The 16,447-nt window shown below is 63.5% G+C and carries 19 protein-coding genes and 1 pseudogene; 8 read left to right on the forward strand and 12 right to left on the reverse strand.

The window, feature by feature from the left end:
* Positions 1-5: 5 nt before the first annotated feature.
* The 4 genes from ACM43_RS34430 to ACM43_RS34445 all read right to left on the reverse strand — a co-directional run bounded on the left by ACM43_RS34430 (position 6) and on the right by ACM43_RS34445 (position 2,872).
* Complete coding sequence (locus tag ACM43_RS34430; protein WP_271546209.1) at positions 6-731, reverse strand: SDR family NAD(P)-dependent oxidoreductase; 726 nt, start codon at positions 729-731, stop codon at positions 6-8.
* A gap of 18 nt (positions 732-749) precedes the next feature.
* Positions 750-1,313 (reverse strand): cytochrome P460 family protein, encoded by a 564-nt coding sequence (locus ACM43_RS34435; RefSeq protein WP_271546211.1) that lies wholly within the window; start codon positions 1,311-1,313, stop codon positions 750-752.
* 72 nt (positions 1,314-1,385) lie between these two features.
* Positions 1,386-2,417, reverse strand: coding sequence for an alpha/beta fold hydrolase (locus tag ACM43_RS34440; RefSeq protein ID WP_271546213.1), 1,032 nt, complete (start codon positions 2,415-2,417; stop codon positions 1,386-1,388).
* 35 nt (positions 2,418-2,452) lie between these two features.
* Entirely contained in the window at positions 2,453-2,872 is a 420-nt protein-coding gene (locus ACM43_RS34445) for an organic hydroperoxide resistance protein (protein ID WP_271546215.1), read from the reverse strand.
* 195 nt (positions 2,873-3,067) lie between these two features.
* Here ACM43_RS34445 and ACM43_RS34450 point away from each other — a divergent pair, with 195 nt between their 5' ends.
* Positions 3,068-5,899 (forward strand): ATP-binding protein, encoded by a 2,832-nt coding sequence (locus tag ACM43_RS34450; protein WP_271546217.1) that lies wholly within the window; start codon positions 3,068-3,070, stop codon positions 5,897-5,899.
* A gap of 4 nt (positions 5,900-5,903) precedes the next feature.
* Here ACM43_RS34450 and ACM43_RS34455 read toward each other — a convergent pair.
* From ACM43_RS34455 to ACM43_RS34465, 3 genes and pseudogenes are all read right to left on the reverse strand, one after another.
* Positions 5,904-6,290: pseudogene (locus ACM43_RS34455) on the reverse strand (LuxR C-terminal-related transcriptional regulator); the annotation flags it as partial.
* Between the two features lie 4 nt (positions 6,291-6,294).
* Positions 6,295-7,902: a TRAP transporter large permease gene (locus ACM43_RS34460; protein ID WP_271546218.1), complete on the reverse strand. Its 1,608-nt coding sequence runs from the start codon at positions 7,900-7,902 to the stop codon at positions 6,295-6,297.
* The gene (locus ACM43_RS34465; RefSeq protein WP_271546522.1) at positions 7,899-8,438 is read right to left on the reverse strand and encodes a TRAP transporter small permease subunit; all 540 of its coding nucleotides are present in this window, start codon (positions 8,436-8,438) and stop codon (positions 7,899-7,901) included. The genes ACM43_RS34460 and ACM43_RS34465 overlap by 4 nt, the downstream gene beginning before the upstream one ends.
* Before the next feature lie 342 nt (positions 8,439-8,780).
* Between ACM43_RS34465 and ACM43_RS34470 the strand changes: the two genes are divergently transcribed.
* Positions 8,781-8,954 carry a hypothetical protein gene (locus tag ACM43_RS34470; protein WP_271546220.1) on the forward strand — a complete coding sequence of 58 codons (174 nt, stop codon included), beginning with the start codon at positions 8,781-8,783 and terminating at the stop codon, positions 8,952-8,954.
* Between the two features lie 25 nt (positions 8,955-8,979).
* On the opposite strand, the gene ACM43_RS34475 is transcribed toward ACM43_RS34470, so the two are convergent.
* The 3 genes from ACM43_RS34475 to ACM43_RS34485 all read right to left on the reverse strand — a co-directional run bounded on the left by ACM43_RS34475 (position 8,980) and on the right by ACM43_RS34485 (position 10,307).
* Positions 8,980-9,216 carry a hypothetical protein gene (locus ACM43_RS34475; RefSeq protein WP_271546222.1) on the reverse strand — a complete coding sequence of 79 codons (237 nt, stop codon included), beginning with the start codon at positions 9,214-9,216 and terminating at the stop codon, positions 8,980-8,982.
* 18 nt (positions 9,217-9,234) lie between these two features.
* The gene (locus tag ACM43_RS34480) at positions 9,235-9,444 is read right to left on the reverse strand and encodes a hypothetical protein (RefSeq protein ID WP_271546224.1); all 210 of its coding nucleotides are present in this window, start codon (positions 9,442-9,444) and stop codon (positions 9,235-9,237) included.
* Between the two features lie 191 nt (positions 9,445-9,635).
* On the reverse strand, positions 9,636-10,307 hold the full coding sequence (locus ACM43_RS34485; RefSeq protein WP_225113010.1) for a response regulator transcription factor: 672 nt from the start codon (positions 10,305-10,307) through the stop codon (positions 9,636-9,638).
* A gap of 332 nt (positions 10,308-10,639) precedes the next feature.
* On the opposite strand from ACM43_RS34485, the gene ACM43_RS34490 reads away from it, so the two are divergent.
* Positions 10,640-12,265, forward strand: coding sequence for an MFS transporter (locus tag ACM43_RS34490; protein ID WP_198399889.1), 1,626 nt, complete (start codon positions 10,640-10,642; stop codon positions 12,263-12,265).
* A gap of 121 nt (positions 12,266-12,386) precedes the next feature.
* Here ACM43_RS34490 and ACM43_RS34495 read toward each other — a convergent pair whose 3' ends face one another.
* The gene (locus ACM43_RS34495; protein ID WP_271546228.1) at positions 12,387-12,860 is read right to left on the reverse strand and encodes a secondary thiamine-phosphate synthase enzyme YjbQ; all 474 of its coding nucleotides are present in this window, start codon (positions 12,858-12,860) and stop codon (positions 12,387-12,389) included.
* Between the two features lie 13 nt (positions 12,861-12,873).
* Positions 12,874-13,389 (reverse strand): hypothetical protein, encoded by a 516-nt coding sequence (locus ACM43_RS34500; protein ID WP_271546230.1) that lies wholly within the window; start codon positions 13,387-13,389, stop codon positions 12,874-12,876.
* 359 nt (positions 13,390-13,748) lie between these two features.
* On the opposite strand from ACM43_RS34500, the gene ACM43_RS34505 reads away from it, so the two are divergent.
* From ACM43_RS34505 to ACM43_RS34525, 5 genes are all read left to right on the forward strand, one after another.
* Positions 13,749-14,123, forward strand: coding sequence for an AtpZ/AtpI family protein (locus tag ACM43_RS34505; protein ID WP_271546232.1), 375 nt, complete (start codon positions 13,749-13,751; stop codon positions 14,121-14,123).
* Positions 14,124-14,221: 98 nt separating this feature from the next.
* Positions 14,222-14,971, forward strand: coding sequence for a F0F1 ATP synthase subunit A (locus ACM43_RS34510; RefSeq protein WP_035996621.1), 750 nt, complete (start codon positions 14,222-14,224; stop codon positions 14,969-14,971).
* A gap of 52 nt (positions 14,972-15,023) precedes the next feature.
* A complete protein-coding gene (locus tag ACM43_RS34515) occupies positions 15,024-15,254 on the forward strand; it encodes a F0F1 ATP synthase subunit C (RefSeq protein WP_008541273.1) in 231 nt (76 codons plus the stop codon).
* 60 nt (positions 15,255-15,314) lie between these two features.
* Positions 15,315-15,875 carry a F0F1 ATP synthase subunit B gene (locus ACM43_RS34520; RefSeq protein WP_271546238.1) on the forward strand — a complete coding sequence of 187 codons (561 nt, stop codon included), beginning with the start codon at positions 15,315-15,317 and terminating at the stop codon, positions 15,873-15,875.
* 5 nt (positions 15,876-15,880) lie between these two features.
* Positions 15,881-16,366, forward strand: coding sequence for a F0F1 ATP synthase subunit B family protein (locus tag ACM43_RS34525; RefSeq protein ID WP_035996616.1), 486 nt, complete (start codon positions 15,881-15,883; stop codon positions 16,364-16,366).
* Positions 16,367-16,447: the final 81 nt, after the last annotated feature.

The following is a 16,447-nucleotide window of genomic DNA, read 5'->3' on the forward strand; positions in this document are numbered from 1 at the left end:
CGCCGTCAGTAGTCGGTCGATACGCAAGCGCGCGCCATTTCTCCAGCTCGTCGAGACGCTGCCGGTCCGTCGCCGCGATGGCGTTGACGGCCATCGTAGTCGCGCTGCATCCTGACGGCGGCACCGACCACCGCGTCGTACTCCGGACGTCCTTCGTCGGTCTCATGCGAGGTCTGGGCAAAGCCGGTCCGGAAGCCGCCGGGCTCAACGATGGTCACATGCACGCCGATCAGCGCCATCTCGCGCGCCAGCGATTCCGAAAAGCCTTCGATACCCCATTTCGCCGCCGAATAGGGCGCGCGGGCCGGCGCGCCGATGCGGCCGCCGACCGACGAGACCTGCATGATGTGCCCGCGGCGCTGCTTGCGCAGCACCGGGATCGCCGCCTTGGTGACGATGATGGTGCCGATCAGATTGGCCTCGATCTGCTGCCGGAACGAGGCGAGGCTGGTGTCCTCGACCGAGCCGAGATCGCCATAGCCGGCATTGTTCACGACGACGTCGAGACCGCCGAAGGCTTCCACCGCGAGGTCGATCGCCGCTTGCGCTGCCGCTTCGTCGGTCACATCAAGCGTTGCCAGCCGCAGTCCTTCCCCGAAACGTTCGCGCAGCGGTTCGAGCGGGTCGAGCTTGCGAGCCGTGGCCACCACCCGGTCGCCCGCAACGAGTGCGGCTTCCGTGATGGCGCGCCCCAACCCGCGCGAACTGCCGCTCATGAACCAGGTCTTCATTCCAGTCTCCGCAAGGACTTAAGGCGCGAGCCGCGTGAACACGTAATCGTGGTTCTTGGCACGGGCTTCGTGACAGCCCCAGCAGGTGCGGTGCTGGGCCTCGTCAACCGGCTTGCCGTTGATGAAGCGGCCAAAGCCCCAGCCTCCAGTGGAGGCATATTTCTTGGAATCCTTGACCATCACCTGGACCGTCGTAGCAGCACCGGGGATCGTCGCGGATGCAAATTCAGGTGATTGCTTCCGCTTCCAAGCGCGCTTGACCAACACGGTCCCGCCCGGGAACGGAAGCTTGCCGGCCTGGTAGGCATCGATGGCAGCCTGGTTGCCGACGACAGCGCGCAGTTCGTCGAGCGGCGCAGCCTCCTCGGCCGGCGCGATCAGCTCCCACTGCTTGTAGCCGGCGGGGATCGTGACGCCGAAGATCGGCGAGGCGTTGGCGGCCGTGCTTTCAGCCGGCGTCTGCGCCGAGACGATCGTGGCGAGATACGGCACGCAGGTCAGCAGAATGACGACGAGAACCACGGCAAGAACGATCACCGTGGAGAATGCGAAGGTTTTCTTTTCGGGTTCGGGCGCGGTCATGATCTCTCAACAGGCTCGGAGCGACGGATATCCTCCGGTCCAGCCGGGCTGAACCGGAGGCGGACAATATCCTCAGGCGCCGCCGTCGGCGTCGATGATGGCCTTGGCGAAGGCTTGCGGCGCTTCCTGCGGCAGATTGTGGCCGACGCCGCCGGTGATCAGGCGAAACTCGTATCGGCCTGAGAACTTCTTGGCATAGGCGCTGGGATCGGGATGGGGCGCGCCGTTGGCATCGCCCTCCATCGTGATCGTCGGCACCTCGATCTGCGGAGCTGCGGCCAGCTTCTTTTCGAGATGCTCGTATTTTGCCTCGCCCTGGGCGAGCCCGAGCCGCCAGCGGTAATTGTGGATCGTGATCGCGACATGATCCTTGTTGTCGAGCGACGCTGCGCTTCTGTTGAAGGTGGCGTCGTCGAACTTCCACTGCGGCGAGGCCAGCTTCCAGATCAGCTTGGCGAAATCATGCGTGTACTTCTCGTAGCCGGCCCGGCCGCGCTCGGTCGCGAAGTAGAACTGGTACCACCATTGCAGCTCGGCCGACGGCGGCAGCGGCATATTGCCCGCAGCCTGGCTGGAGATCAGATATCCGCTGACCGACACCAGCGCGCGGCACCGCTCCGGCCACAGCGCGGCGATGATGTCGGCGGTGCGTGCACCCCAGTCGAAGCCGGCGACGACGGCCTTCTTGATCTCGAGCTTGTCCATCAGCGCGATGATGTCGGACGCCATCGCGGCAGGCTCGCCATTGCGCGGCGTCTCGCTGGAGAGGAAGTGCGTCGAGCCGTAACCGCGCAGATGAGGGATGATGATGCGATAGCCGGCCTGCGCCAGGATCGGTGCGACCTCGATGAAGGCGTGAATGTCGTAGGGCCAGCCGTGCAGCAGGATCGCCACCGGACCGTTCGAGGGACCCGCCTCGGCATAGCCGACATTGAGGACGCCGGCTTCGATCTGCTTGATCGCGCCGAAGGACGCATTCGACCCTTGAGATCGCTGCGGTTCGGTCTCGGCACGAGCGAACGCGATCATGCCGATACCGGCGGCGGCAGCTCCGGTGGCGATGCCGAGAAACTGGCGGCGGTGCTGATCAATGATCCGTTTCATGATGGTGTTACCTTGTCGTGGTTGATGATGGTGCGTCAGATCAGCGCGACCGTGACGTCGATGTTGCCGCGGACGGCCTTGGAGTAGGGGCAGGTTTGATGCGCTTCATCGATGATGCCGCGTGCGATCTCGGGGTCGAGACCCGGCAGGCTGACATTGAGGCGCGCCCTCAGCGCGTAGGCGCCCTCGTCGAGCACCAGATCGATCTCCGCATCGATCGCGCTTTTCCTGGGAAGGGTCACCTTCTGCTTGCGCGCGGCGAGTTCCATGGCGCCTTCGAAGCAGGCCGACCAGCCGGCCGCAAACAATTGCTCGGGATTTGTGCCGATGCCGGCCCCGCCCGGCGGCGACAGCTTGACGTCGAGGCGACCGTCGGAACTGCGCGATATGCCGTCGTGCCGGCCGCCGCTGGTGTGGGTCCGGGCCGTGTAGAGCAGTTTTGCTGTGTGCGTCATGAAGAGCTCCTTGCCGTCGCGCAAACTGACTAGCAGCGACGCGCTCCGGAGACCCGTTTGGACTTGTGAGAAGTTGTGAGGCCGGCGCAGAAGCTGTTACGAGGCCTGCAAACAAGGCCTGAGGCCGATGCAACGCAGGCCTTGCGGGATGGCTGCCCTCTGGCTATCCGGTTCGCAAATGAGCAAGATTTCGCGATGACCAAGCCGACCGGGCCAAGACTCTCGTTCGGACCATTCACCGTGGCGCCACATGAAAGGCTCGTGACGCGCGACGGCGTCACAGTGCCGCTGGGTGCGAAGGCGTTCGACGCGCTGATCGCACTGATGTCGCGGCCGAACGAGGTCGTCAGCAAATGGGATCTGATGGCGCTGGTGTGGCCCGGCATCACCGTCGAAGAGGCCAATCTGCGCTTTCACATCGCCGCCCTCCGCAAGGCGCTCGGCGACGGCAAAGACGGCGCGCGATACATCACGACGCTCTCCGGGCGCGGCTATTGCTTCGTGGCACCGATCTCGCACACGCAGCTTCAGGCGGCGCGGCGCTCGTCCCCGCCGATGGAACTGCCGCCGGTCAAGCTGCCGAATCGGCTGCAACGGATGATCGGGCGCGACCAGGCGGTCGCCACCATCTCCGACAAGCTTCTCACCGCACGCTTCGTCACGATCGTCGGTCCGGGCGGCGTCGGCAAGACTGCCGTCGCGGTGGCGATCGCCCACGACCTGCTCGCGACGTTCTCCGACGCCGCACATTTCGTCGACCTTGCCGCGCTCAGCGATCCCGATCTCGTGATCACCTCGATCCTGTTGATGCTCGGCTTGCCGGCCGAGACCGACGATCCCCTGCCCGCGCTGCTCGCGCATGTCAGGGACAAGCGGATGCTGCTCATCCTCGACAATTGCGAGCATGTCATCGCCGCGGCGGCACCGCTGGCTTCGGCGATCTTCCACGCTGCGCCTGATGTGCACATCCTCGCCACCAGCCGCGAAGCCCTGCGCGTCGAGGGCGAGCAGGTCTATCGATTGGCACCGCTCGCCGTACCGCCTGATAGTGCCGGGCTGAGTGCGGCGGCTGCGCAGACCTATCCCGCGCTTCAGCTCTTCATCGAACGGGCGACCGCTGGCGGCGCGCAGATCGCGATCGACGATACCAACGCCGCGACTATCGCGAGGATCTGCCGCAACCTTGACGGCATGGCTTTGGCGATCGAGCTCGCCGCAGGCCGGGTCGAAGCTTACGGCCTGGAGCAGACGGCCGCGCTGCTCGACGAGCGTCTCAATCTGCTCTGGCAGGGCCAGCGCACCGCGCCGCCGCGGCAGAAGACGTTGCGGGCGACGCTGGACTGGAGCTACGGGCTGCTGTCCGACATCGAGCGCCTCGTCCTCCGCAGGCTGGCGGTCTTCGCAGGTCACTTCACCATCGACGCCGCCCTCGAGGTCGTCCCGGATGAACGTGCCGACCGCTCCCATTTGTTCGATGCCATCGACAGTCTCGTCGCCAAATCGATGGTCGCGCCGCGGCCGGTCGGCGCCATGATGCGCTACCGTCTGCTCGATACCACGCGCGCCTATCTGCTCGAGATCGAGCCGAACGACGCCGCGCTCGCCGCCCGCCACGCGGCCTACTACCGGCGATGGCTGGAGCAGGCCGGCAGCACTTGGGCGGCAACGCCGAACGCCGACGAACGGGCGATCCACTTCTCCGCGCTCCACAACGTGCGTGCCGCGCTGGACTGGTGCTTTGGCACGGGCGGCGACGCCAGCGCCGGCATCACGCTCGCCGCCGCGGCAGCGCCGATCTTCCTCGCGATGTCTCTTCTGATCGAATGCCGGCGCTGGTCGGAACGGGCACTGCTTGCCATGACCCCGTCCGCGCGCGGCAGCGCCGATGAAATGCACATCCAGGCCGCCCTCGGGCTGACCCTGATGTTCACGCGCGGCGGCAGCGAGGCGGCGCGCGTGGCCTTGAGTAGGAGCCTTGCGATCGCGGAGGCGCGCGGTGACCCGCCGAATCAGCTGCAGCTGCTCGGCCGCATGCATATCTTTAACGAACGGATGGGACAGTTCCATGCCGCGCTTGGCTATGCGCAGCAGAGCCTTGCGGTCGCGCAGCCGCTCGGCGATCCCGGCTCGATCGTCCTCGCCCATTCGCTGCTCGGGGTCTCGCTGCATCTGGCCGGCGAGCACCGCGAGGCGGTGAAGATGCTGGAGGTCGCATGGCAAGGGCCGGGCGCGGAACGAACCAGCACCATCCATGGCTTCGATCACCGCAACCGGGCCGGTATCACGCTGGCGCGCGAACTCTGGTTGCAGGGCCGTCCCGCGGACGCGCGGCAGCTGGCGCAACAGACGGTGACTGAAGCCGCGCAAATGGAGCATCCGATCACGCTCTGCATTGCGTTGATCTGGGCGGTCTCGATCTCGCTCTGGGACGGCGATCTCGACGGCGCCGAGCAGAGCATCGACCAATTCATCGCGCATGCCGAATCTCGATCGATGGGTCCCTATCTCGTGGTAGGCCGCGGCGTGAAAGGCGAACTGGCGATCCGGCGGGGGGACGCCGCGCAAGGCGTCGATACGATCTTCGCTTGCCTACGCGATCTCCACGAGGCCGGCTACGAACTGCTCACCACGACCTTCAACATCGCGCTGGTTCAAGGCTTGTTGGCGCTTGGACAGATCGAGCAGAGTGCGCGCCTGATCGACGATGCGATCCGCCTCGTCGATCAGAGCGGCGATCATCTCTACATGCCCGAATTGCTGCGGATGAAAGGCAGAGTTCTGTTGTCGCTGCCCGAGCCCGACGCCGAGCAGGCAGAAGCCCACTTCATGCAATCTCTGGATCTCAGTCGCCGGCAAGGCGCCACGGCCTGGGAGCTGCGCGCCACGATCGATCTCGCCGGGCTGTTTGCCGAGCGTGGGCAGCGCGACGAGGCGAAGCGATGGCTCCAATCGGCGCTCGAGGGCTTTGCCGAGGGCTCCGAAACGGCGGATATCAAAGCGGCCAGCGTGCTTCTGACCAAGCTGTAGCGGATCACCCCGTCGGCGTGCCCTGCTTCCACTGGCCGCCGGTGATCTTCGCCGCCGCGATTACCGCCTGCGTCCGGCTCTCGACGCCGAGCTTCTGCAGGATCGCCGAGACAGGGGCCTTGATGGTGGCTTCGGAGACGCCGAGTTCGTAGGCGATCTGCTTGTTGAGAAGGCCCTCCGACAGCATCATCAGGACGCGAACCTGCTGCGGCGTCAGCGTCACCAGGCGGTCGCGCAGGCGGGTCATGTCGGGATCGGCGGCGACGGACAGATCGGTATCGGCGGCAGCCCAGACGTCGCCCTCCATCACCTTGAGGATGGCGTCACGCAAGGTCTCGACCCCGAACCGCTTCGGAATGAAGCCGGACGCGCCGAAATGCCTCGGTTGACGTCCCTCAGTTCTTGGGCTGCCCGAAATCGATCAATGGTGGCGGCAGCTCGACGTCCGGAATCTCGATCTTGATCTTCTCCAGATCCACCTTGATCGGGGCGTCCAGCAACCCGGTGACAGTGATCGGGAATGCGATCACGACCGCAACCATGATCGCCTGCAGACCGATCCACGGCACCGCGCCCCAATAGATGTCTGAACTCTTGACTTCCTTCGGCGCCACGCCGCGCAAATAGAACAGCGCGAAGCCAAAGGGGGGATGCAGGAAGGAAGTCTGCATGTTCACGCACAGCATGATCCCAAACCAGATCAAGGCAGCATCCGCGCCGACGACAGGGGTGAGGAGCTTGAGGGCGGTCGGCGCGACCATGGGGACAATAATGAAGGCAATCTCGAAGAAGTCGAGGAAGAAGGCGACAAAGAAGATGAACAGATTGATGAAGATTAAGAAGCCCCACACACCGCCCGGCAACGATGTCAGCATATGTTCGAGCCAGACGCCCCCGTTGCAGCCGAGAAAGACAATCGAGAAACAGGTCGATCCAATGAGGATAAAAGTCACCATGCAAGTGATGCGCATGGTGGTCTCATAACCCTGCTTTACCAGCAAGCGCAGGTCGGGAATCCTGATTACCTCGAGACACAGCCAGGCCACTGCCAGATAGGCAGTCGCGAACGCAATCTTGAACGGCAGATTCGGCGTGAAGTAGATGCCGATGATGGTGCCGATTCCGGCAGCGGCGACGCCGACGAGCAAGACCTTGTGACCGGCCGAGCTGAAATCCTTGTGATGGATGACGGCGAGGACGATCGCGCCGACGGCGCCCATCGCGCCCGCTTCGGTCGGCGTGGCGAGGCCCAGCATCATCGTGCCGAGCACCACGAAGATCAGAACGGCGGATGGAATGATGCCTAGAAGGCATTTGCGCCAGAGCGCCCAGCCCTTGAGCGTCCTCGCTTCCTTGGGCACCGCCGGGACATGGCCCGGCTTGACGATGCTCAGAACGAAGGTGTAGCCCGCGAACAGCGCAATCTGGAGGATCGATGGCCCCCAGGCGCCCAGATACATGTCGCCCACTGACTTGCCGAGCTGGTCCGCGAGCACGATCAGAACCAGCGAAGGAGGCACCAGCTGCGTTATGGTGCCGGAGGCTGCGAGCACGCCGGTGATGTAGCGCACGTTATAGCCGTAGCGGATCATGACCGGCATCGAGATCAGCGCCATCGCGATCACCTGCGCGGCCACGGTGCCTGTGATGGCACCGAGGATGAAGCCGACGATGATCACGGAATAGCCGAGACCGCCGCGAACGGGGCCAAACAGCTGCCCCATCGAATCCAGCATGTCCTCTGCGAGGCCGCATCGTTCGAGGATCGCGCCCATGAACGTGAAGAATGGGATGGCCAGCAGCAGCTCGTTGGCCAGAACGCTGCCGTAGATGCGCTCCGGGATCGCCTGGAGGAAGCTGAACTCGAAAAATCCCAAATGGATCGCGAGAAATCCGAACGAGAGCCCGAGGGCGGCCAGCGTGAAGGCGACCGGAAAGCCGATCAGCATCGCCAGGACCAGGCCGCCGAACATCAGCGGCGGCATCATCTCGATCGTGATCATTGGGTCGGCCGCTCGTATTTCGCCTCGATGGTGACTTCACCGCGCAAGGCCGCCGCACGTTTGATGACCTCCGACACGCCCTGCAGAGCCACCATGAAGAATCCGGCCGTCAGGACGAACTTGATCGGCCACCGAAGGAGGCCACCGGCATTGTTGGACATTTCACCGATGATCAGCGAGTTGTAGAACATTCCCCAGGACAGGTAGCTGAGGAGCAGACATGCCGGGATGAGGAAAACCAGAGTCCCGATCAGATCCAGCCAAAGCTGGCCGCGTTCTGAGAGCATGAGGTAAAGGATCTCCACCCGAACATGCTCGTTGCGCTTGAAAGTGTAGGACGCGCCGAACATCACGACGACAGCGAACATGTACCATTGGGTCTCTAGCCAGCTGTTGGAGCTGTAGCTGAAGGCGTATCGGATCATCGCATTGACGGCGCTGACGAGACAGGCAGCAAGCACCAATATGTTGCAGACGTTGCCGACCTTTTCGTTCAGCCAGTCGATAGCCGTACTCACCGCCAACAATGGGCGCATCGATGTCTTGTCCCCGCTCGCTGAGTGCTGACTCCGGGCGAGCAGAAGCATGGCCACCGCCTTGGCAGCCCGCCTTTTCCGCACGGGAGCTAGTTCACCCTCCTGATGCTTACGCCCGTTCTTTTTTTAGGATTTTGGCGAGACATGTCAGATCTCGCCTGCGGCGTGAAGCAGAGCACCTTTACCGGGGGCCAAATCCGGGTCAACTAGAAAAATGGGCAATTTGACCCAGCATTAGCTATAATATGGTCGCAGTGATTAATCGCATTGACCTGCAGGGGCTGCCAGCAAGGGGGTCTTCGGAGGACTAGCTGCGGCGATGCCGCTGCTCAGGGGGATTTCGTGATCGGTGCATTTTTAATTGTCTTGTCAGCGGTCCTTCTCTGGTTTTTCCTGCCGCGCAACCGGCAGTCACACCGATGGATGGCACTTCCATTCTTTGAAACAGGTATTCCTCTGGCTATCATCATGTCCTTCTCAGCTGGTCTGACGATGGTAATGGCCCGCTTCTTCTGAACCTGTGCGGCTTGTCGAGGTGCCCCTACCCCTCGACATCGTACTGCTTGCAGAGGTGATCCCCAATCTGGACAAGCATGGCAACGCATTCAGGATAGCCCGGCCGATCAGAGGTCGCCTGATCAGCGCTGGCCCGAAACTCCCAGGATTTCCCGTCGCGGAGGACGGAAATCGTGATTCCATCGGGACAGTCGGCGTGGACCTTCAACTCGGCTCTCGCCATGGCGATCAGTTCGCTTTCAGATTTTACGGGCTTGCTCATTCGTTGGCCCTTGATCTCCTAGCGAACAACCCCAGCGGCATCATCGTCGCTCGGCATCACCCAATCGAGGGCGAGCAAGCAAGCTTCCAGCAGAACGAAAGCAACAAGGCCGCCAACCAGACCGAAAAAGACGATGGAAAAGGTCCCTAGTAAAAGCGCACAGAAGACATCTGCAAGCACCTTAGACGTGCGATCGGATTGGGTCTGGTTGACTGCGAAGTACGGCATCTTCATCCTCCGGAGTTTGCCCCCAACTTAGCCACATCTACCACTGGCGGTCTATTCCAAACGGCGGCTTAGCGGTCCAGCTAATCCATCGAGCGAAATGCCCACAACGGTCAAAACCGCCGAAGCTCTCATCGCACCGAATGATTGCGCTCTGCCGCGAGCCCGAACATCCACCAGTTAACGCGCAAACGCTACCCCGTCGGCGTGCCCTGCTTCCACTGGCTGCCGGCGATCTTCGCCGCGGCAATCACCGCTTGCGTCCGGCTCTCGACGCCGAGCTTTTGCAGGATTGCCGAAACGTGGGCCTTGATCGTGGCTTCGGAGACGCCGAGCTCGTAGGCGATCTGCTTGTTGAGAAGGCCCTCCGACAGCATCATCAGGACGCGAACCTGCTGAGGCGTCAGCGTCACCAGGCGGTCGCGCAGGCGGGTCATGTCGGGGTCGGCGGCGGCGGACAGGTCGGTATCGGCGGGAACCCAGACGTCGCCTTCCATCACCTTGAGGATGGCGTCGCGCAAGGTCTCGACCCCGAATCGCTTCGGGATGAAGCCGGACGCGCCGAAATCGAGCGAACGGCGGATCGTGGCGCTGTCGTCGGAGGCCGAGACGATCACGACCGGAATCGCCGGATATTGCGCGCGCAGATAGATCAGGCCGGAGAAGCCGGAGATCCCGGGCATGGAGAGGTCGAGCAGGACCAGATCGACCTCGGAGGTCTGCTCCAGAAGCTTGGTCAGATCCTCGAAGGTTCCGGCCTCGTCGATCCGGGCCGACGGGAGAACGCCCGCCACCGCCTGCCGCAGCGCATCGCGGAACAGGGGATGATCATCGGCGATGACGAGGTGGGTCGAAGGAGCGTTCATCGTTCTCTTGCTGTCGTTCGCGCCGGTCCGGCGAACAGATGCCGGGTGCGTCAATTCTTCCCCGAGCGGTCGTGGCATGCAAGTGCACATTATCCCTTTGCTGCAAAGGGGTTAATCCCTGGGCTTCGCATTTGCGCACCGGCGCGGGATACCGCAGCGCCAGTGCGCAAGGCCGAAAGTCGTATTGGGGCGGGTTTCACGCCGATGTTACCTTGTGGCCAAGACCTGGGCTGATCCGGCACGTCCGGACATTCTGGGGGCGAGAGGAAACGATTTTCGGGGAGCGACTCAACATGTCGACAATGGCTGTGTCTCAATCGAGCGCGCAGGGGATGACGAAGGACGAACGGTTCGTCATTCTCGCCTCCTCGCTCGGTACCGTCTTCGAGTGGTACGACTTCTATCTCTACGGCTCGCTGGCCGGCATCATCGGTGCGCAGTTCTTCTCGGCCTATCCGCCGGCAACCCGCGACATCTTCGCGCTGCTGGCGTTTGCCGCCGGCTTCCTGGTACGCCCGTTCGGCGCGATCGTGTTCGGCCGTGTCGGCGACATCGTCGGCCGCAAGTACACCTTCCTCGTCACCATCCTCATCATGGGCCTGTCGACCTTCATCGTCGGCCTGTTGCCCAACGCAGCCACCATCGGCATCGCGGCCCCGATCATCCTGATCATCCTGCGTCTGGCCCAGGGCCTGGCGCTCGGCGGCGAATATGGCGGTGCGGCGACCTACGTCGCGGAGCACGCGCCGAACGGCAAGCGCGGCTTCTACACCTCCTTCATCCAGACCACGGCGACCCTCGGCCTATTCCTGTCGCTGCTGGTGATCCTGTTCACCCGCACCGCGCTCGGTGAGGCCGATTTCGCGGCGTGGGGCTGGCGCATTCCGTTCCTCGTCTCCGTGCTGCTGCTCGGCATCTCGGTCTGGATCCGGCTCCGCCTCAACGAATCGCCGATCTTCCAGAAGATGAAGGAAGAGGGGAAGAGTTCGAAGGCGCCGCTGACGGAAGCCTTCGGCAATTGGCAGAACGGCAAGCTCGTGCTGCTCGCCCTGCTCGGCGGCGTCATGGGCCAGGGCGTGGTCTGGTACACCGGCCAGTTCTACGCGCTGTTCTTCCTGCAATCGATCCTGAAGGTCGACGGCTACACCGCCAACCTCCTGATTGCGTGGTCGCTGCTGCTCGGCACCGGCTTCTTCATCGTGTTCGGTGCGCTCTCCGACAAGATCGGCCGCAAGCCGATCATCCTCGGCGGCTGTCTGATCGCGGCCCTCACATTCTTCCCGATCTTCAAGATGATCACGTCCAACGCCAACCCGGCGCTGGAAAAGGCCATCGAGTCGGTCAAGGTCGAGGTGGTGGCCGATCCCGCCGGCTGCGGCGATCTGTTCAACCCGGTCGGCACCCGCGTGTTCACCGCGCCTTGCGACACCGCACGCGCCTACCTGTCGCAATCGTCGGTCAGGTACACGACGAGTTCGGGTCCGGCCGGCTCGGGCGTGAAGGTCGTGGTCAACGGCAAGGACGTGCCCTACGCCAACGCCAAGGACAGCAACCCGGCGGTTCTCGCCGCGGTGCAGGCGGCTGGCTATCCCAAGGCGGGTGACACCGGCATCGTGAAGATGTCGCATCCGTTCGACGTCTTCCGTCCGCAGCCGGCGGCGATCATCGGTCTGCTGTTCGTCCTGGTCCTGTTCGTGACCATGGTGTACGGCCCGATCGCGGCGATGCTGGTCGAATTGTTCCCGACCCGCATCCGCTACACCTCGATGTCGCTGCCCTACCACATCGGCAACGGCTGGTTCGGCGGCCTCCTGCCCGCCACCGCCTTCGCCATCGTGGCCTCGACCGGCGACATCTATGCCGGTCTGTGGTACCCGATCATCTTCGCCTCGATTACCGTGGTGATCGGCTTCCTGTTCCTGCCGGAAACCAAGGACGTCGACATCAAGGCGACCTGATCGCAGCAGCAATCGACGACACCAACCGGCCGCGGTCTCCGCGGCCGGTTTTGCTTTGTGTGGTTCTTGCTTGGACGCGCTTTCTTCACGCGAACCGGTACCCACTTCGCTCGAAAACGCTCTACCGGTTGCTGCCGATGAATTGCAGCACGATCTCACGGCGGTGCGGGCGGCTGCGATGCTCGATCAGGTAGATCGCCTGCCAGGTGCCGAGCGCGAGCCTGCCGTTCAGGACCGGGACCTGGAGCGAAGTCTGCGTCAGCATGGTCTTGATGTGGGCCGGCATGTCGTCGGGTCCCTCGGCATCATGGGTCCATCCGGCGTTCTCCGGCGCGAGCCGCGACAGTGCCGTGGTGAGATCGACCAGCACGGAGGGATCGGCGTTCTCCTGGATCGTCAGCGAGGCCGAGGTGTGGCGGATGAACAGCGTCAACGCGCCCTCACCCGCGTGCGCCTCGGCGATGAATCTCGCGGCCTCGCTGGTCAGATCAGTGAAGCCGCGGCCAGGCGTCTGCAGGGTGAGCAGTGTCGATGTGACGGTGGTTGCCTGCACGGACGATGGTGCGGAGCGGGTGACGGATCTGGCTGATGTCATGGAGGGGCCCGCATCAGATCTTCCCCGACACGTCTTTCTGCACGCGGTTGGCCATGTCGATCAGCCGCCGCCAGGCCTTTTCCATGAACGTCATCATGCGGTCGACGTCCTGCTCGCTCGGCAGCGGGATCTCGATCTTACGCTCGCCCTCGGCGACCTTGGGCTCGGGTTTCCTGAGTGGATCGGATTTTGGCAGCGCCTCGTCGATCTTGCCCGATACCGTCGGCCCCGCCGCGAGCTGTGCCTTCAGCCGCTCGACCTCGGCCTGGAGCCTGCCGATCTCGGTGTCGAGCGCAGTCCGCTCGTCGGGCACCGCGTAGCAGGCCCAACCGGCGCCGTTCCTGGTGCAGGTCGACACCGTGCCGGTGCGCGTGTCGAGCCGCAGCACGCCCTCGGGGATGGGCGTCATGCTGTAGCGGCCATTTTCGCCGTCGGGCGCAGATTGCGCGGCCACGAGGCCGCCGCTGACCACCATCACCGCGGCCGCCGCCGCGAGCCATGATGTCGTGGATGACGTCGCAGGTCTCATCATTGTCTCCGCCCCGGCACTGCTGCGGCTGCGGCTGCAATTCTACACCCCCAGCCGGCAATCCGCCGCCAAAAAGCCGCCCCGAAATCAACGAACGCGGCGGCTTCTTTGATCCCGCGAGCGCGGCGAAAGCACGGCTGCGTCCGCCGTTCGCAAGCAGACCTGCTGCGGTGCGGCGTCACGCTGTGTGCAGCGCTGCTGTGCGCGTCAATATTATCAAGTAAATCAAATACATAATCGGAAGCGACGCAATCGTGACTTGGCTTGACTTGATTATGGGCCATCAGTATGGTCCGCGCGGCTTTTGAGGGTGACGGGCGCAATTTCCATTCAGCCGCAGCGTTTCGGGTCTTCGTTGCATGACACAGGGCACGGGACACGGCGAGGATGGAGATCGCGATAGATCGTCCGAGGAAGCCGCGCTTTCCGATCGGCTCGGAAATCTTGATCAGCGGTTGTCCGAATTTCGCGACCGCCGGGCCAAGACCGAGCAACCCGCAGGTGACGATGGAGACAAAGCGGCCAGAGCCTCGGCGATGGCGCTTGGTTTCCGACTATCCTCGGAGTTGATCGCCGGCGTCGCTGTCGGAGCGGGGATTGGCTGGGGGTTCGACCACTTGCTGTCGACGTCGCCTTTCGGATTCATCGCGTTCCTGCTGCTGGGCTTCATCGCCGGCGTGGTGAATGTGGTGAGAACGGCAGGCGCGGGTCCGAACAGGCGCGGTGGTTCGTAATTGGCCTAGCCGGGTTAACTGTCGTGCCGCTCGCCGGCACAGCCGGCCGACCAATCTTCACTGGTCGGCTTGTCCAGCAGACGAGAGATGCCGCGCGGATGAAAATCGACCCGATCCATCAGTTCAACGTCGAACCGCTCTTCACGATCGGCCGTATCGGCGATCACACGATCGCCTTCACCAATGCCTCTCTCTACATGTTTGTCGCGGTGGGGATCATTGCGCTGCTTCTGCTCACCAGCGGCAAGCAGCTGGTTCCGGGGCGTCTGCAGTCGGTGGCCGAGCTCTCCTATGAGTTCGTGGCCAGCATGATCCGCAGCACTGCCGGAGCGGATGGCATGCGGTTCTTCCCGCTGATCTTCTCGCTGTTCATGTTCATCTGCGTCTCGAACCTCGTAGGCATCGTTCCGTACACGTTCACCGTGACGAGCCATCTCATCGTCACTGCGGCGCTGGCGCTGCTGGTGTTCTTCACGGTCCTGATCTACGGCCTCTACAAGAACGGCCTGAAGTTCCTGAAAGTGTTCGTCCCCTCGGGCGTTCCGGGCTACATCCTGCCGCTGGTCATGGCGATTGAGGTGCTGTCGTTCTTCCTGCGGCCGGTCTCGCACAGCGTTCGACTGTTCGCGAACATGCTCGCCGGCCACATCGCGCTGAAGGTGTTCGCCGGCTTCGTTGCCATGCTCGGCGCGTCTCTTGGCGTGGTCGGCTGGATCGGCGGGGTCATGCCGCTGGCGCTCGCCGTCGCGCTCACCGCGCTCGAACTGCTGGTCGCGTTCCTGCAAGCCTATGTGTTTGCGATCTTGACCTGTATCTACCTCAACGACGCCATTCACCCTGGACACTGAGTGATCCGGGTGCTTTTCCACCCACACCTGTCTTTCTTCCAAGGAGTCAAAAATGGATCCGCAAGCAGCTAAGTTTCTCGGCGCGGGCATCGCGTGCATCGGCATGGGCGGCGCCGGCATCGGCGTGGCCTTCATCTTCGGCAACTATCTGTCCGCAGCCATGCGCAACCCGGCAGCTGCTCAGGGCCAGTTCGGCAACCTGATCTTCGGCTTCGCCGTGACCGAAGCGCTCGGCATCTTCTCGCTGCTGATCGCTCTGCTGCTGCTGTTCGTCCCGCTCTGAACGCGTTTCGCGCCGCTTCCTGGTGGGAGGCGGCGCGTCTGACAGCAACAGGAGAACTCCATGGCTGAAAGTCATGGCGGCGCCAAAGGTACCGGCGCTCACACGGAGGCCGATGGCGGTCACCACGGCGGTGGCTTTCCGCCTTTCGAGAGCAGCACCTTTGCTTCGCAACTGGTGTCGCTCGCGATCGCCTTCGTCGCGCTGTATCTGATCGTCTCCCGGTTCGCGCTGCCGCGTGTCGGGGGTGCGATCGAGGCGCGTCAGAACAAGATCGAGGGCGATCTCGCCGAAGCGCAGAAGCTGAAGGACGAGTCCGAGGCGGCGCTCAAGGCCTATGAAGGCGAGCTCGCGTCGGCGCGCGCACGTGCACAGGCGATCGGCAACGAATCCCGCGAGAAGGCGAATGCGCAGGCGGAAGCCGAACGCAAGGCGCTGGAAGAGCAACTGTCCGCCAAGCTCACCGAGGCGGAGAAGACCATTGCCTCGACCCGCGCGACCGCCATGAGCAACGTCCGCGGCATCGCGGCCGATGCAGCCGGCACCATCGTTCAACAGCTCACGGGCGTCGTTCCGGATGCAGCGTCGGTCAATGCCGCCGTTGACGCGACCTTGAAGGGTTAGTCTCGATGTTCTTCACACCTGAGTTTTGGGTCGCCGTCGCCTTCGTGATCCTGATGGTGATCTTCGCCTATGTGGGGGTGTTCAAGACGGCGATGTCGGCGCTCGATCATCGCGCCGCTCGTATCAAGGCCGAGCTGGACGAGGCGGCGCGCCTCAAGCAGGAGGCCACCAAGGTGCTCGCCGACTACAAGGCGCGCACTGCCGGTGCCGAGCGCGAGGCCGCCGACATCATCGCCAACGCGAACGCCGAAGCGGAGCGCATCGCAGCAGAGGCCAAGGCGAAATTGGAAGATTTCGTCACCCGCCGCACCAAGACCGCCGAGGGCAAGATCGCACTCGCCGAGGCTCAGGCTCTAGCGGACGTCCGGGCAGCCGCCGCGGAAGCCGCCGTGCAGGCTGCCTCCACGATCCTGTCGCAGTCAGTCAAGGGCCAGATCGCCGACGACCTGCTCGCCAAGGGCATCAACGAAGTCAGGCAGAAGCTGAACTGAGGGATTTGCCTTACCCAATCAAAAAGCCGGCGCGACGAGCGCCGGCTTTTTTGTTTGTGCTGGTCTCTCGTGTCCCGGACG

The sequence above is a fragment of the Bradyrhizobium sp. CCBAU 45321 genome, from assembly GCF_028128975.1.
Lineage (GTDB): Bacteria > Pseudomonadota > Alphaproteobacteria > Rhizobiales > Xanthobacteraceae > Bradyrhizobium > Bradyrhizobium yuanmingense.

Excerpts from the sequence above, each read along its gene's own strand:
- ACM43_RS34475 (WP_271546222.1), bottom strand. The coding sequence starts at position 9,216 with ATGAGCAAGCCCGTAAAATCTGAAAGCGAACTGATCGCCATGGCGAGA.
- ACM43_RS34480 (WP_271546224.1), bottom strand. The coding sequence starts at position 9,444 with ATGCCGTACTTCGCAGTCAACCAGACCCAATCCGATCGCACGTCTAAG.
- ACM43_RS34450 (WP_271546217.1), top strand. The coding sequence starts at position 3,068 with ATGACCAAGCCGACCGGGCCAAGACTCTCGTTCGGACCATTCACCGTG.
- ACM43_RS34515 (WP_008541273.1), top strand. The coding sequence starts at position 15,024 with ATGGATCCGCAAGCAGCTAAGTTTCTCGGCGCGGGCATCGCGTGCATC.
- ACM43_RS34445 (WP_271546215.1), bottom strand. The coding sequence starts at position 2,872 with ATGACGCACACAGCAAAACTGCTCTACACGGCCCGGACCCACACCAGC.
- ACM43_RS34465 (WP_271546522.1), bottom strand. The coding sequence starts at position 8,438 with ATGCGCCCATTGTTGGCGGTGAGTACGGCTATCGACTGGCTGAACGAA.
- ACM43_RS34490 (WP_198399889.1), top strand. The coding sequence starts at position 10,640 with ATGACGAAGGACGAACGGTTCGTCATTCTCGCCTCCTCGCTCGGTACC.
- ACM43_RS34505 (WP_271546232.1), top strand. The coding sequence starts at position 13,749 with ATGACACAGGGCACGGGACACGGCGAGGATGGAGATCGCGATAGATCG.
- ACM43_RS34435 (WP_271546211.1), bottom strand. The coding sequence starts at position 1,313 with ATGACCGCGCCCGAACCCGAAAAGAAAACCTTCGCATTCTCCACGGTG.
- ACM43_RS34525 (WP_035996616.1), top strand. The coding sequence starts at position 15,881 with ATGTTCTTCACACCTGAGTTTTGGGTCGCCGTCGCCTTCGTGATCCTG.
- ACM43_RS34460 (WP_271546218.1), bottom strand. The coding sequence starts at position 7,902 with ATGATCACGATCGAGATGATGCCGCCGCTGATGTTCGGCGGCCTGGTC.
- ACM43_RS34510 (WP_035996621.1), top strand. The coding sequence starts at position 14,222 with ATGAAAATCGACCCGATCCATCAGTTCAACGTCGAACCGCTCTTCACG.
- ACM43_RS34430 (WP_271546209.1), bottom strand. The coding sequence starts at position 731 with ATGAAGACCTGGTTCATGAGCGGCAGTTCGCGCGGGTTGGGGCGCGCC.
- ACM43_RS34495 (WP_271546228.1), bottom strand. The coding sequence starts at position 12,860 with ATGACATCAGCCAGATCCGTCACCCGCTCCGCACCATCGTCCGTGCAG.
- ACM43_RS34520 (WP_271546238.1), top strand. The coding sequence starts at position 15,315 with ATGGCTGAAAGTCATGGCGGCGCCAAAGGTACCGGCGCTCACACGGAG.
- ACM43_RS34485 (WP_225113010.1), bottom strand. The coding sequence starts at position 10,307 with ATGAACGCTCCTTCGACCCACCTCGTCATCGCCGATGATCATCCCCTG.
- ACM43_RS34440 (WP_271546213.1), bottom strand. The coding sequence starts at position 2,417 with ATGAAACGGATCATTGATCAGCACCGCCGCCAGTTTCTCGGCATCGCC.
- ACM43_RS34500 (WP_271546230.1), bottom strand. The coding sequence starts at position 13,389 with ATGAGACCTGCGACGTCATCCACGACATCATGGCTCGCGGCGGCGGCC.